Source organism: Collinsella aerofaciens (genome assembly GCF_041537385.1).
GTDB lineage: Bacteria > Actinomycetota > Coriobacteriia > Coriobacteriales > Coriobacteriaceae > Collinsella > Collinsella aerofaciens_BV.
Genome location: NZ_JBGORS010000006.1, coordinates 79,565 through 94,133, shown reverse-complemented (window position 1 = coordinate 94,133; position 14,569 = coordinate 79,565). Strand labels below are relative to the sequence as shown.

Below are 14,569 nucleotides of genomic sequence, written 5' to 3'. Positions count from 1 at the left end.
ATTTTCGATACGTAAAGGAGCGTATGCATGGATTTGGGTATTTCCACCAACCCCACACCGGAGATCTACACCATTAAGGTAACCGGCGAGATCGATATCTCTAACGCCGATAGCCTGCGCAATGCCATTGACCTGGCGCTCGAGCAGCCCACTGAGGCCGTTGAGCTCGATTTTGCCCAGGTGAGCTACATCGATTCGACGGGCATTGGCGTGCTCGTGGGCGCCGCGCACCACGCGGTCGACCACGGTAAGCGCTTTAGCTGCACTAATGTGCAGCCCCAGGTGATGCGCGTGGTTCAGCTGCTGGGCGTCGACCAGGAGATTTCGATCACGGCGGCATAATCTTTGCCCCCAAAAGGGCGTGCCGTTTGGCATATGTTTGTGATGCGCTCGGACGTTTTGGCGTCCGGGCGCTATACTTGACCGAATGAATAGACGAGTTCCGGCCGAATGGCGCGGTGCGGGCTCGACTCACATCGAGCCTTGGAGGTATGTGTGTTTGGTATTGGAGAGGGTGAGCTCGCGATCATCGTGGTCTTCGGCTTTTTGCTGTTTGGCCCGGATAAGCTCCCGCAGATGGGCCGCACAATCGGCCGTGCCATCCGTCAGTTCCGCGAGACGCAGGAAAAGATGACGGCCGTTGTTCAGTCCGAGATTATCGATCCGGTAAGTGAGGCCGCTTCGGCACCGGTCAAGCCCAAGAAGACTGCCGTCGATGACGATTCCGATGCGGACAAGGATGCCGCCGAGACGGCAGCGCCCGCCAAGAAGGAGACCTTTGCCGAGCGTCGCGCCCGTCTTGCTGCCGAGAAGGCCGCGAGCGAGGCTGCCGCCGAGGGCGAGGGTGCTGCTGAGGAGTCCGAGGCCGAGGGCGCCGAGCCTGCCGCTGCCGCCGAGCCTGCTGCAGAGCCGGAGCCCGAGCCGTCAGAGCCCACGACGGCTGACCTCTACGCCCGTCGTCCCCGCAAGCGCAAGGCCGTCGTCGACCAGCTCGCCCGCGAGCTCGAGGCCGAGGACGAGGCCGTTGCCGAGGCTGCCACCGCCGATGCCCCGAAGGGAGGCGATGAGTAATGCCTATCGGACCTGCGCGCATGCCGCTCTTCGATCACCTGGGCGAGCTCCGTCGCCGCCTGACCATCGTGGTCGTGTCGGTGTTTGCCGCCGCCATCGTGCTGTATTTCGCCACGCCCGTGGTGCTCGACATCCTGGAAGACCCCATCCGCTCCTTTGTGCCGGACGGTAAGTTCTACATCACCACCACGCTCGGCGGCTTTGGCCTGCGCTTCTCGCTGGCCATCAAGATGGCCGTGGTCATGTGCACGCCCATGATCATCTGGCAGATTCTGGCATTTTTCCTGCCGGCACTGCGTCCCAACGAGCGCAAATGGGTCGTGCCCACGGTGCTCGCCTCGACGGTGCTGTTCTTCCTGGGCGCCATCTTCTGCTATTTCATCATCATCCCGGCGGGCTTTGAGTGGCTTATCGGCGAGACCTCGGCCGTCGCCACGGCGCTGCCCGACCTGGAGAACTACGTCAACATGGAGCTGCTCTTTATGATCGGCTTTGGCGTGGCGTTTGAGCTGCCGCTCATCATCTTCTACCTGTCCGTCTTCCACATCGTGTCCTACGCGGCCTTCCGCGGCGCCTGGCGCTACGTGTACGTGGGCCTGCTTGTGGGCTCGGCTGTGATTACGCCCGACGGCTCGCCCGTTACGCTGGGTCTCATGTATGGCGCCCTGCTCTCGCTCTACGAGATTTCGCTCGCCATCGCTCGCGTGGTCATTACCGCGCGCGAGGGCAAGGAGGGCCTGTTCGTGAGCCGTCTGGACCTGTTCTCGGACGACGAGGACGACGAGGAGTAAATCGGTATGCACGAGGTTGGCATTGTCAACGGCATACTCGATACAGTGATTCGCGCGGCGCGTGGGGCGGGGGCCTCGCGCGCCGTTTTGGTAACGCTGCGTATCGGGGATATGACAGAAGTCGTGCGCGAGGCGCTCGACTTTGCATGGGAGACGTTTCGCGACGAGGACCCGCTCACGAGCGGTTGCGAGCTTGCCGTGGAGGAGGTCCATCCACAAAGTGAATGCCTGGACTGCGGTGAGGTCTTCGACCACGATCGCTTCCACTGTCGCTGTCCCCAGTGTGGTGGTGCCAACGTGCGCCTACTGCACGGCCGCGAGCTCGATATCGCAAGTATCGAAATCGAAACCCCCGACGATTAGCCCGCTAGCCATCTGGTGATGGGGTATAAAGGGGCCAAAGTAAGGAGCGCTAAGTATGGCCGAGAAAACGATTGATATTGCATCGCCGATTCTGTCGCGCAACGAGCGCCTGGCAGATCAGCTGCGTCAGCGATTTGAGCAGACGAACACCTACGTGATCAACGTGCTGTCGAGCCCCGGCTCGGGTAAGACCACCACGATTCTGGGCACCAACGAGCGCCTGCGTGACAAAGCCGGCCTGCGCTGTGCTGTCATCGAGGGCGATATCGCCTCGGATGTCGACGCCATCACCATGAAGGAAGCCGGCATGCCCGCCATCCAGATCAACACGGGCGGCCTGTGCCACCTCGAGGGCAACATGATCATGGAGGCCGTCGACGCCTTCGACCAGGCCGTCGGTCTGGAGAACATCGACGTCATCTTTATCGAAAACGTGGGTAACCTGGTCTGCCCGGTCGACTTTGACCTGGGCGAGAACCTGTCCATCATGATCCTCTCGGTGCCCGAGGGCGACGACAAGCCCATCAAGTACCCGGGCATCTTCCAACACGCCGGCGCGCAGTTGCTCAACAAGGTCGATGTGGCTCCGGCTTTCGATTTTGACATGGATAGGTATACTAAGACACTCGATGACCTCAATCCGCAGGCGCCGCGGTTTGCCGTGAGCGCGCGCAAGGGCGAGGGCATGGATGCCTGGTGCGATTGGCTCATCGGGCAGATTGAGCAAGCAAGGGCGTAAGTCGGCCGCCATACGGGCGGGCGTAGCCGCAGAGATACGAGATAGGAGCCTCTTTTGAAGCTCATCATCGCCGAGAAAAACGACGCCGCGTGTCAGATTGCCGAGCGTCTGTCCACGGGCAAACCCAAAAAGGACAAGGTGTACAACACCGCCATCTACCGTTTTGAGTGGAAGGGCGAGGAGTGCGTGACCATCGGCCTTGCCGGTCACATCCTGGCGCCCGATTTTTGCGACAGTGTGCTGTTCGATAAAAAGCTGGGCTGGTATTCGGTCACGGAGGACGGCGAAATGCTGCCGGCCGACATGCCCGATGGTCTGGCTCGTCCGCCCTACGACACCAAGCGCAAGCCGTTTCTTGCCGACGGTATCTCCATCAAGGGCTGGAAGCTCGAGAGCCTGCCCTATCTCACCTGGGCGCCCGTCATTAAGCTGCCGGCCGAGAAAGAACTCATTCGTTCGCTCAAGAACCTCGCTAAAAAGTCCGACAGCGTCATCATCGCCACGGACTTCGATCGCGAGGGTGAGCTGATCGGTTCGGACGCTCTCAACAAGGTGCGCGAGGTCGCGCCCGACTTGCCGGTCGCCCGCGCCCAGTATTCTTCATTTACCAAGGCCGAGATTACGCAGGCCTTCGATAACCTTGTCTCGCTCGACCAGAATCTGGCCGACGCCGGCGAGAGCCGCCAGCACATCGACCTCATTTGGGGTGCGGTGCTGACGCGCTACCTGACGCTCGCCAAGTTTGGCGGCTTTGGTAACGTGCGCTCTGCCGGCCGCGTGCAGACGCCGACACTCGCTCTGGTGGTCGAGCGCGAGCGCGAGCGCATGGCGTTTGTGCCCGAGGACTATTGGCAGATTCGCGGCATGGGTGCCGCTCAGGGTGCTGCCGAGGACGACCGCTTTAAGATCGCGCACAAGACGGCGCGTTTTACCGACAAAGATGCTGCCGAGACGGCGTATGGTCACGTCGACGGCGCCAAGACGGCAACCGTCGCCGCGGTGACCAAGCGTTCGCGCAAGCAACAGCCGCCCACGCCGTTTGCGACGACCTCGCTGCAGGCCGCCGCCGCGGCCGAGGGCATCTCGCCTGCGCGTACGATGCGCATCGCCGAGTCCCTCTACATGGCCGGTCTCATCAGCTATCCGCGTGTCGACAACACCGTGTACCCCGCGACGCTCGATCTGGGTGCCGTGGTGAGTGACCTGGCAAAGATCAACCCGGCGCTGGCGCCCGTGTGCAAAAAGGTACTCGCCGGTCCCATGAAGCCCACGCGCGGCAAAGTCGAGACCACCGACCACCCGCCTATCTACCCCACGGGCGAGGGCGATCCGTCCACGCTCGATGGCGGCCAGCGCAAGCTCTACGACCTGATCGCCCGCCGCTTCCTGGCGACGCTCATGGGTCCCGCGACCATCGAGAACACCAAGCTCGAGCTCGACGTCAACGGCGAGCCGTTTGTGGCTTCGGGCGACGTGCTCGTGACCCCTGGCTTCCGCGAGGCCTATCCGTACGGCCTTAAGCGCGATGAGCAGATGCCGCCGCTGGAGCAGGGCGACACGGTCGACGTGTTCGACATTAAGCTCGAGGCCAAGCAGACCGAGCCGCCCGCGCGCTACAGCCAGGGCAAACTCGTGCAGGAGATGGAGAAGCGCGGCCTGGGCACCAAGTCCACGCGTGCGAGCATCATCGAGCGCCTGTACGCCGTGCGCTACCTCAAAAACGATCCCGTTGAGCCGAGCCAGCTGGGCATTGCCATCATCGATGCGCTGTCACAGTTTGCCCCGCGCATCACGAGCCCCGATATGACCAGCGAGCTCGACGGCGACATGACTCGCGTCGAGCGCGGCGAGGACACCGAAGAGCATGTCGTGACGCACTCGCGTGCGCTGCTGGCCGGCGTGCTCGACGAGCTGCTCAAGCATACGCAGGAGCTCGGCGACGCCATCAGCGACGCCGTCACGGCCGATGCGCGCGTGGGCGCCTGCCCCAAGTGCGGCAAGGACCTGGTTATGAAGACGAGCGCCAAGACCCGCGGTAGCTTTATTGGCTGCATGGGCTGGCCCGACTGCGACGTGACCTATCCGGTGCCGAGCGGCGTCAAGGTGAGCCCGCTCGAGGGCGAGGCCGCCGTGTGCCCCGAATGCGGTGCGCCGCGCATCAAATGTCAGCCGTTCCGCCAGAAGGCTTTCGAGATCTGCGTGAACCCGACGTGCCCCACCAACTACGAGCCCGACCTTAAAGTGGGCGAGTGCAAGGTGTGTGCCGAGGCCGGACGCCATGGCGACCTGATCGCGCACAAGAGCGAGAAGAGCGGCAAGCGCTTTATCCGCTGCACCAACTACGATGACTGCGGCGTGAGCTATCCGCTGCCGGCGCGTGGCAAGCTCGAGGCGACGGGCGAGACCTGTCCCGAGTGCGGCGCCCCCATCGTGGTGGTCAACACGGCGCGCGGTCCGTGGCGTATCTGCGTCAACATGGACTGCCCGACCAAGGAGAAGAAGCCCGCCCGCGGCCGCAAGACTACGACCAAGGCGAGCACGGCGAAGAAGACGACGGCGGCCAAGAAGACGACGGCTAAGAAAGCCACTGCCGCCAAGAAGACGACCGCGAAGAAGTCGACTGCCAAGAAAGCAGCCGCCGACAAGTAACGGCGCAGTCGAAACAGTGCCCAAAAAACGAGCGAGGGTCCCATGATCCTCGCTCGTTTTTTGACCGGCAGTTAGGGACGTTCCTTTTCTGCCGGCAGTTTAGGAACGTCCCTAACTGCCGGCTCGGGAACGACAAAGCGCTAGTTCACCTCGACAGGCTTGGCGCCGGGATAGCGCTCCTCAAAGTCTAGGCGGTACTTATTGTCATTGGTGCCCGCCACGTTGTCGCGCGACAGCGGCGCCACGATCTCATTCTTGTGGTCCGCAGGCTTGGCGTATTTCAGGCTGATCTCCCAGGCATCACAGATTGCGTCAATGCGGTGATCCAGGTCGTCGTACAGGGCGATGATGTCCTTCCAGGAGCTGTAGTTCTTGGAGCTCGTCGGGACGTCCAGGTCCTCGACGATGTCGTAATACTGCTCGATGGTGTCCTCCGTGCGCTCGGCGACGTCGGCGAGATTTTGACGGGTGGTTCGATCCTCTTCCAGATAGTTGCCGTTGAAGTTCTGCGCGCAGCCACGGACCTGGCTGTCGAGATCTTCGAGCAGGTCGTAGTATTCGCTCAGTCGGCGGTAGAGGTTCTGCTCGGAGAGCGTTGCTTCGCCGCCATCCTCGTCGTCATCGTCATCATCGTCGTACAGGCTGTTGGGATCGCCGAGAGGTTTTAGGTCATCGTCGTCGACGTCATGGTGCAGCTTAGCTACCTCGGCGGTCGTCTGCGTGGCGGCGTTGTCGAACGGTCTGATTGCAAAGAAGATGACCAGGGCGATGATGATCGCCACCAGCACAACGATAACGGCGATAAGCGGCCCGGTGCCGCTCTTTTTGGGAGCGGGGGTCTGTGGCGAAGCGGGCGCGTATGCGGGAGCCGGCTGCTGTTGGGGCGAGCCGCTCGCGACGGGTATGCGCTGCGTGGTCTCGACGGCCTCGGTCCTTGCGGCGGGGTCGGGGCTATAGGCGAGGGGGTCGTCCGCCTTGGCTTGCGGCGTATCAAGGGAGCCGGTCTGCTCAAAAGCGGGCTGGCTATCGCTCGCGGCTGTTTGCTCAACGGGTGCACCGCACGAGGTGCAGAACTTGGCATCATCTGCAAGAAGCTTGCCGCACGAGGCGCAATACCGAGACATTGCCACTCCTTTCGCCACATTTCAATGCAATACGACGATTATACCCAGCATCCAAAATTCCCCATCATACGTTGCGGTGAAATAGGGACTGTTTGGCGGTCTCAGAGCTTCAATCAGTCCCTATTTCATCGCAACTTTGGAAAGGCGCCTTTAGCCATTGGGGACGCGCCGAGCACTGGGGTATCATGGCTTGGTTGATATATCTGCATTTACGCGCCTTGTAGGAAGGGGCTGCGCTCATGGCTTTTGAGCCTGCTCAACATAGCTTTATCACGCTCGAGGGCGTCGACGGTGCCGGCAAGTCCACGCAGGCGCGCCTGCTTGCCCGCGCGCTCGACCTTGCCGGCTACCAGGTTGTGACCCTGCGTGAGCCGGGCGGCACTGCCATCAGCGAAAAGATTCGCGCCCTGCTGCTCGACCCTGCCAACACGACGATGGGCGATACCTGCGAGCTGTTGCTCTACGAGGCTGCGCGTGCCCAGCTGGTGCACGAGGTCATCGCGCCCGCCCTCGCTGCCGGCAAGGTGGTCCTGTGCGATCGCTTCTACGATTCCACGACCTGCTACCAGGCGTTTGCCGATGGCCTCGATCGCCAGATAGTGCGCGACGCCAACAACCTGGCCGTCGCGGGTACGCACCCGGCGCTCACACTTGTCTATCACATCACGCCCGAGCAGGCGGCGCTGCGCATGGCAGCCCGTGGTGCGGCAGATCGCATGGAGGCAAAAGGCATGGCATTCCAGGAGCGTGTCTACCAGGGCTTTTGCGCAATCGCTGCCGAGGAGCCAAACCGCGTAAAGCTCATCGACGCCACTGCGACCGTCGAGGAAGTCTTCGAGAAGACGGTCGAGCAGGTTCGCGCGTACGGCCTCGACATTTCCCAGGAAGCCGTCGCCGCCGCGCTTGCCAAGGAGGCCGAGTAACATGGCCCCCGCTCAGGCAAGCCTGCTGGCCAAGCTCGACACCCAAGAGCGCGTGCGCGACTTTTTGACCAATGCCGTCGCTAGCGGTCGCGCATCGCACGCCTACCTGTTTTTGGGCGCGCCCGGCGCGGGCAAGCTCGACGCCGCGTGGGCGCTCGCCCAAGCCTTCCTGTGCGAGCAGGATGGCTGCGGCTCATGCGATAGCTGCGTGCGCGTCGCCCGCCATACGCATCCCGACGTGCACTATTACACGCCCGAGAGCGCCACGGGTTACCTCATCGCCCAGACCCGCGAGCTGCTCGATGACGTGCCGCTGGCGCCCATTCGCGCCAAGGCAAAGGTCTACATCATCGACCGTGCCGAGCAGCTGCGCGCCAACACCGCCAACGCGCTGCTCAAAACGCTCGAGGAGCCGCCCGAGGGCGTCATGTTCATCCTGTTGGGTACCTCGGCCGACGTGATGCTGCCCACTATCGTGAGTCGTTGCCAGTGCGTGCCGTTTCGGCTGGTATCGCCCGCCGTCGCCGCGCAGGCCGTGAGCCGCGCCACCGGTCAGGACCCTGCGCGTTGCCGCATGGCGGTCGCCGTGGCGGGAAGTCCCACACGCGGCATCGAGTTTCTTAAGAGCGCCGAGCGCCAGGACGCCCGCCGTCAGATGGTCCGTGCCATCGACTCACTCATTGCCGCCGACGAGGCCGACGTGCTCAGCCGCGCCAAGTCGCTCATTGTCGCCGTCAAGGCGCCGCTCGCCGAGGTCAAGTCCACGCAGGAAAAGGTACTCGAGCAAAACGCCGACTACCTGTCGCGTGGAGCATTGAAGCAGCTTGAGGACCGCAACAAGCGCGAACTCAACGCGCGCGAGCGTTCGGGTATCATGGAAGCGCTGGCGAGCGCGCGGACGCTCATGCGCGACGTGCTGCTGACACTTCAGGACGAGGCGGCCGACGTGGTGAACGAGGATGTGCGCGACACGATCGGTCGGCTTGCCGCCGCGACCAATGTTGCGGGTGCCACCCAGGCGCTCGAGGCGGTCGCGACCGCCGAGCGCAACATCGCCAGAAACGTTACTCCCCAGCTGGCCATCGAGGTCATGCTGTTCGATATCAGGAAGGCACTGAAATGCCGTTAGTCGTACCCGTTAAGTTTACCTACGCCTCGCGCGACCTGTGGTTTGACCCGCAGGACCTGGATATCCTCGAGGCCGATTATGCCATTTGCTCCACCGAGCGCGGAACCGAGATCGGCCTGGTCACGGCCGATCCCTTCGAGGTGCCGCAAGACGAGATCGGTCAGCCGCTCAAGCCCGTGCTGCGTGTGGCGAGCGACATTGACCTGCAGCTTGCCGATGACCTGGCCATCCAGGGCGACGAGGCGATGGTCGATTTCCGCCGTCTGGTCAAAGAGCTCGACCTCGAGATGAAGCCGGTCGGCGTCGAGTACCTGTTTGGCGGCGAGAAGGCCGTGTTCTACTTTGCTGCCGAGGAGCGCGTCGATTTTCGTCAGCTCGTCAAGGACCTGTCCTCGACGCTGCACATTCGCGTTGACATGCGCCAGATCGGCGTGCGCGACGAGACTCGCCTGGTGGGCGGCTATGCCCAGTGCGGCCAGGAGCTCTGCTGCACGCGCTTTGGCGGACAGTTTGAGCCCGTCTCGATCCGCATGGCAAAAGAGCAGGACCTGCCGCTCAATTCCTCCAAGATCAGCGGCGTGTGCGGCCGCCTGATGTGCTGCCTGCGCTACGAGTTCGAGGCCTACAAGGACTTTAAGAGCCGCGCGCCCAAAAAGAAGACGCTCATCGATACGCCGCTCGGCAAGGCGCGTATTCAGGAATATGACACGCCGCGCGAGCAGCTGGTGCTGCGCCTGGAGAACGGCAAGGTCTTTAAGGTCAACCTGGCCGATATGACCTGCTCGGAGGGCTGCAAAAAGAAGGCCGCCGAGCAGGGCTGCAACTGCCGCCCCGACTGCGTGACGCGCGACGTGCTCGAGCGCATCGAGTCGCCCGAGATGCGCCTGGCGCTCATGGAGCTCGACCGCGAGAACGGCGTCGACGTGGGCGATGGCCTGTCGAGCGCCGACCGTCTTGCTGGCACGTCGATGCCCAAGCGCCGTCGTCGCGATGCTGAATCCGATGCTCGCGCCGGTCAGGGGCAGGGCGAGGGTCGTGGCCGCGGAAAGGGCCGTGGCAATGCCGCAACGCCTGAGGCCGAGGAGGCCGCCGGTGGCCGTCGTCGTCGCAAGCGCTCGGGCTCGGGCGATGCCGGCGAGGCCGCAGCCGCCGGCAAGAACGGCGCTCGCGAGCGCGAGACTCAGCAGCCTCAGCAGCAAAACCGCGGCGGTGGCATGAACCCCACGCGCCGTCGCCGCCGTCACCTGTCGAGCGAGGAGCGCGAGGATGCCTTCCGCGCCGCAGCTGCTCGCGAGGCTGGTGCCGCTTCCAAGGGTCCCTCGGGTTCCGATGCGCCTGCCGACAAGGGCGGCAAGTCACGTGGCGAGGATGAGCGCACGCCGCGTCCGCGCCGTCGCCATTCCTCGGGCGCGCAACAGAAGCCTTCAGTGCCCTCCGTTGCCGATCAGGTCTCGGATGGCGAGGTCAAGGTCACGCGCCGTCGTCCCGGAGATGGCGGGGGAGCGGCTGCCAAGGCTTCGCGTGGCGCCGCTCGCGACGAGCGCGAGTCGCGCGAAGATCGCGGTGGCGAGGGCTCGGCCGACCAGGGCCAAAAGCGCCGTCGCCGTCGCCGTTCCCGCAAGCCGCGCCAGAATGGTGGCGAGGGCTCGACCCCGTCTTCGGCCGCACCACAACCGCCCGCCGGCGAATAACGCCCGCGAGCGGATTTAACCCGCCTTACCCCAATCGCGTCGGGGTACCATAGCGCTGAATCAACAACCCTCCCTGCGACCGAACGTAGGGAGGGTTGTGTCTTGAAGAGCCATCTGAACAAATTGAGCCGTCTGCAGGGTGCCGGCGCCCTACCGTTTGCGGACGAATTGCTGCCGTTTGCCGAGCGGGCGGCACGCGAGGCACTCGAGGCATTGTCGCCAACACGATGTGCCGGCTGCGAGCGCGCCGGTGCGCTTATTTGCCAAGACTGCCTGGCCGCGCTCACGCTCATCGACCCACGTCATAGCTGTACCCGATGCGGCGCCCCGTTTGGGGATTTGCTGTGCACTGAGTGTTCGGTCGAGGGCACGTCCTCGGCAATGGCGGAGGCGCTCGACCGCTGCCTGGCGTGCGCCGTCTATGCGCATCCGCTGCCGCGCATCATTAAAGCGTACAAGGACGCGGGCGAGCGACGCCTGGCGCCGTATCTGGCGGAGCTGCTCTACGACACCGCCCTGCATGCCCAGGTCGTAGCGCCCGAACGCTTAGGAGGTGTGCTGTCCGGCGCGGATGCGGTGGTGTTTGTGCCTGCGACGGCGGCAGCGTTTCGGCGGCGTGGTTTTGATCATATGGAGGCTATTGCGCGCCCATTTTGCGAGCTGTCGGGTGTTCCCCTGCTCGATGCTCTCGTCAAGTACGGGCATGGCGACCAGCGCGAACTCGGTCGTGAGGAGCGCCGCGAGCGTGCCCAAGGCATGTACGAGACGGTTGAGGACGTGCACGGCCGCCGCCTGCTGCTTATCGATGACGTTATCACCACGGGCGCGACGATGGCCGCGGCTTCGGCGGAACTCAAGCGCGCCGGTGCCGCGGCCGTTGATGGCCTCGCTATCGCACGCGTTTGGTAGGGGTGGTTTTGTGGCAGTGAAGATTGAGCGGCGCAACGAGCCGACAAGCGAACAGCTAGCGGCTTCCGTAATCCTAACAGGCGCTTCAGCGCTGCGCATGATGCGCGCCGAGCGCCGGCAGATGGGCTATATCAGCTGGAAGGACCTTAATCCCGATGAAGAGCGCCGTGTGCTGCGCACGTCGTCGCCCTCGACCGAGGATATCTATCTTCCTGACTTGGTGCGAATTGGAGCCAAAAGTGGCGAGGTGCAAGAAGATCTGTGCTTGCTGGTGGGATCTGCGGCGCAGCGCCGCCGCATGCCTGGCGTAGGCTGGTCCGTGTGTTCCGGGTTGCCCGCCGGCTCGATTCTAGAGGTGGAACCGGGGGTGTACAGCCTATCTCCCGAGGCCCTTTGTGTTGCCGTTGCGCGCGAGGTCGGCTGCATCCAGGCGTTTGCCCTGGCCCAGGAGCTGTGCTCTAAGATTTCACTGAGCGACCGCGGGAAGTATCTGCCTCCCTACACCTCGCCTGTTACGAATAAACTTGCAAAGGACAAGGACCAGCCAGCAGACGTGGGCTACTTTGAAGTCGAGCTGGCGCTGACGCCCGATCGCCTGGCAGATTACCTTGCGGCATGCAAGGGGAATGTGGCCAAACAGCTGCTGCGTCTGTGTCCCTACCTGTCAGAAAACCTGCTCTCGCCCATGGAGTGCATCATGCTCGCCCTGTTTTCGCTTCCGTTTTCCTATGGCGGGTTTGCCTGCGGACCTTTTAAGACCGACTACAAGATCGAGTTCGATGACCGTGCGCAGGCAATCTCGGGGATGCCTCATGCAGTTTGCGATGCGTATCAAGAGGCGGCCCGGTTTGACCTGGAATACAACGGTGAGCTGGGCCATTCCTCTCGGAGGGGACGTATCCATGATGAAAAGCGCAACACGGGCTTGATTACTATGGGAATCGAGGTCGCGACGGTCAACAACGAAATGCTCTGCGACATGGAAGCGATGGAAGCACTCGCATGGCGCATCCACCAGCGTATGCGAAAGCGGTACCGGAATCGTGTCGATGCCCGCAGGAAGAAGCAAGAGGCGTTGCTTAACACGCTGCGGGCGTGTTTTGGGCTTAAGCCGGTCTAATTCACGTCGAAATTAGGGGGTTAATCATATGCCCTGGCCAAAATATGGCAAATATGAGTACTGTCACTAAATCAGTAACAGCAAAATCAAGGAGTTTAGGACTCGGGGGCGGCATAAAGTAAGAAGATAATATACAAATGTAGAATAACTAAGCATCAGGTTGGCGACACTGAGCGCAAAATCTGTCCGAGAGGCCAAAATTGCCTGTTACTAAATTGGTGACAGTACTCATATTTGCCGTTTTTTGGCCACGGCACCCCAAGAAGGGTGCCCCGGAGCTCCCCATAGGGGAGCTCCGGGCTTCACAGAGGCACGAATAGCCCACTCCGACCTGCGAAATCTGTACTCGCGATGCGAATGACGCCCCTAACCTTAAACTTTAGCTTGAACTTAGCTATAATGCGCTACGTTCCTGCCAGGCTGTGGTTGCGGATGGGTGAAATGCCCACCCTAGTCCAAGACAGACGCGGTCAAAGGGATCCACGTAAGCGACCGCGTGCGCGCGGCGCGATCATGGCGCGTCCTAGATGTAAGCCGCACCGTCCGTTCTATTTTTCTTTGGGGCAATACCGCCTCGCGGGCGAGCGGGCCAGTCGTGAAGGTGGCTACGGCCTCCCGAGCAAACACCCCGGTGCGCAAGTGTGGGGTCAAATACCAGGTCAGCTGGTAGGAACAACCCGATATTCCGCGCAATGAACGGATTGTATACGACACAGAAGGCAGGGTAGTGGACATGGTGAGGGGCAGTTTGATGCACGCGGCTCGGTTGGGCGCTGGAACCGCGGCGGTCATCGCCGTATTGGGTCTGAGCGGATGCGCATTCAACCCGCTGTCCACGTTCACGACGCCTACGATCGACCAGATTGAGCGCGAGACCGTAACCCCTACGGTGTCGGACGATGCCCTGGTCACTCCCGGTACCCTTACGGTCGCCCTCGACACTTCCGATGCCCCGCAGGCCATGCAGGGCGCCGATGGCAACCTCACGGGCTACGCAGTTGACGCCGCTCGCGCTCTTGCAAGCCGCATGGGCCTCAAAGTCGCTTTTGTCGACGCGTCCTCGGCCGATTCCGCGCTTGGCGATAAAAAGGCCGACATCTTCATTGGCGACATCAATTCCACGAATGGCGACGTCAGCACGCTTGGCACCTGCCTCTATGATGCTGCCGCCGTGTTCGGAAAGACCAGCGACGGTAAGTCGTTGAACGTCACTACCGAAACGCTTAACACCGCCAACCTGGGCGTTCAGGCTTCCTCGGCATCGCAGGAGGCACTCGCCAAACAGAGCGTCACGGCCAACCAAAAGACCTTCTCCAACATTAATGAGTGCTTTGAAGCGCTCGAGTCCGGCGAGGTCGACTATGTGGTCTGCGATGCCACTGCCGGCGGTTATCTTGCACGTCTGATGAGCCAGATTTCCTACGTTGGCGCTCTCGAGACGCCCTCGACGCTCGGCGTTGCAGGCCTTGCTGCCAATGACGAGCTGTGCCGTGCCGTGAGCGATGCCCTCGACGGCATTACGGCCGACGGCACGCTCGAGGCGGTCCACTCTGTCTGGTATGGCACGATGCCCTACGACCTCACCACTAAGACGGTTTCGGGCGCTAGCGTGCAGTCGGGCGACTCTGAGTCCAGCGAGACCATGTCCTCCGGCGATGAATCCTCCGATTCCAGCAGCGATGACTTGTCCTCCGAGAGCAAATCGTCCAGCCAGGAGGGCACTATCACCGACGACGACATTAACAAGCTCAATGGCTAGTTATTGCTAGGGGTGGCGTCTCCTATGCGCTAGGAGAGACGCCTCTTCACGGTTTCAACACGCATTGCCGGGCTTTCCCAACAGGGGAGCCCGGCTTTTTCGTTTCCATAAAACCAGCAGGTCAAAGACACTTTTTAGGTGCATAACCAAAGTCGCCGTCGCCCTCTTATAGCGCACTTTGCCACAGAAAAGTGCGAGACTTCGGTATGCGGTATCAAGCAATCGTTATTCGGGTCTTTAGGAATCCGCGTGATTAAATGCACGGCAATGGGTACATAGCCAGTACAGTAAGTCCCCGAGG

At 62.2% G+C, this 14,569-nt stretch carries 13 protein-coding genes; 12 read left to right on the top strand and 1 reads right to left on the bottom strand.

Annotated elements, in window-relative coordinates:
• Nucleotides 1-27: 27 nt before the first annotated feature.
• The 6 genes from ACEG18_RS08115 to ACEG18_RS08090 all read left to right on the top strand — a co-directional run bounded on the left by ACEG18_RS08115 (nt 28) and on the right by ACEG18_RS08090 (nt 5,613).
• Nucleotides 28-342: an STAS domain-containing protein gene (locus tag ACEG18_RS08115; protein ID WP_117769921.1), complete on the top strand. Its 315-nt coding sequence runs from the start codon at nt 28-30 to the stop codon at nt 340-342.
• Between the two features lie 153 nt (nt 343-495).
• On the top strand, nt 496-1,071 hold the full coding sequence (locus ACEG18_RS08110) for a twin-arginine translocase TatA/TatE family subunit (protein ID WP_349091582.1): 576 nt from the start codon (nt 496-498) through the stop codon (nt 1,069-1,071).
• A complete protein-coding gene (gene tatC / locus ACEG18_RS08105; RefSeq protein ID WP_022093860.1) occupies nt 1,071-1,862 on the top strand; it encodes a twin-arginine translocase subunit TatC in 792 nt (263 codons plus the stop codon). Before ACEG18_RS08110 ends, tatC begins: the two co-directional genes overlap by 1 nt.
• A 6-nt stretch (nt 1,863-1,868) precedes the next feature.
• Nucleotides 1,869-2,225: a hydrogenase maturation nickel metallochaperone HypA gene (gene hypA / locus ACEG18_RS08100; protein WP_372542232.1), complete on the top strand. Its 357-nt coding sequence runs from the start codon at nt 1,869-1,871 to the stop codon at nt 2,223-2,225.
• Nucleotides 2,226-2,280: 55 nt separating this feature from the next.
• Nucleotides 2,281-2,964, top strand: coding sequence for a hydrogenase nickel incorporation protein HypB (hypB, locus tag ACEG18_RS08095; protein WP_117640380.1), 684 nt, complete (start codon nt 2,281-2,283; stop codon nt 2,962-2,964).
• 54 nt (nt 2,965-3,018) lie between these two features.
• Entirely contained in the window at nt 3,019-5,613 is a 2,595-nt protein-coding gene (locus tag ACEG18_RS08090) for a DNA topoisomerase I (protein ID WP_372542231.1), read from the top strand.
• Nucleotides 5,614-5,753: 140 nt separating this feature from the next.
• Here the strand turns inward: ACEG18_RS08090 and ACEG18_RS08085 are convergent, their stop codons facing one another.
• On the bottom strand, nt 5,754-6,737 hold the full coding sequence (locus tag ACEG18_RS08085; RefSeq protein WP_372542229.1) for a zinc-ribbon domain-containing protein: 984 nt from the start codon (nt 6,735-6,737) through the stop codon (nt 5,754-5,756).
• A 239-nt stretch (nt 6,738-6,976) separates the two neighbouring features.
• On the opposite strand from ACEG18_RS08085, the gene tmk reads away from it, so the two are divergent.
• From tmk to ACEG18_RS08055, 6 genes are all read left to right on the top strand, one after another.
• Nucleotides 6,977-7,660 carry a dTMP kinase gene (gene tmk, locus ACEG18_RS08080; RefSeq protein ID WP_372542227.1) on the top strand — a complete coding sequence of 228 codons (684 nt, stop codon included), beginning with the start codon at nt 6,977-6,979 and terminating at the stop codon, nt 7,658-7,660.
• A gap of 1 nt (nt 7,661) precedes the next feature.
• Complete coding sequence (locus ACEG18_RS08075) at nt 7,662-8,789, top strand: DNA polymerase III subunit (RefSeq protein WP_196022278.1); 1,128 nt, start codon at nt 7,662-7,664, stop codon at nt 8,787-8,789.
• Nucleotides 8,780-10,480: a PSP1 domain-containing protein gene (locus tag ACEG18_RS08070; RefSeq protein ID WP_372542225.1), complete on the top strand. Its 1,701-nt coding sequence runs from the start codon at nt 8,780-8,782 to the stop codon at nt 10,478-10,480. Before ACEG18_RS08075 ends, ACEG18_RS08070 begins: the two co-directional genes overlap by 10 nt.
• 102 nt (nt 10,481-10,582) lie before the next feature.
• Nucleotides 10,583-11,389 (top strand): double zinc ribbon domain-containing protein, encoded by an 807-nt coding sequence (locus tag ACEG18_RS08065; RefSeq protein ID WP_232049577.1) that lies wholly within the window; start codon nt 10,583-10,585, stop codon nt 11,387-11,389.
• Nucleotides 11,390-11,399: 10 nt separating this feature from the next.
• Nucleotides 11,400-12,509: a hypothetical protein gene (locus ACEG18_RS08060; RefSeq protein WP_372542223.1), complete on the top strand. Its 1,110-nt coding sequence runs from the start codon at nt 11,400-11,402 to the stop codon at nt 12,507-12,509.
• A gap of 751 nt (nt 12,510-13,260) precedes the next feature.
• Nucleotides 13,261-14,268, top strand: coding sequence for a substrate-binding periplasmic protein (locus tag ACEG18_RS08055; RefSeq protein WP_372542221.1), 1,008 nt, complete (start codon nt 13,261-13,263; stop codon nt 14,266-14,268).
• Nucleotides 14,269-14,569 lie beyond the last annotated feature (301 nt).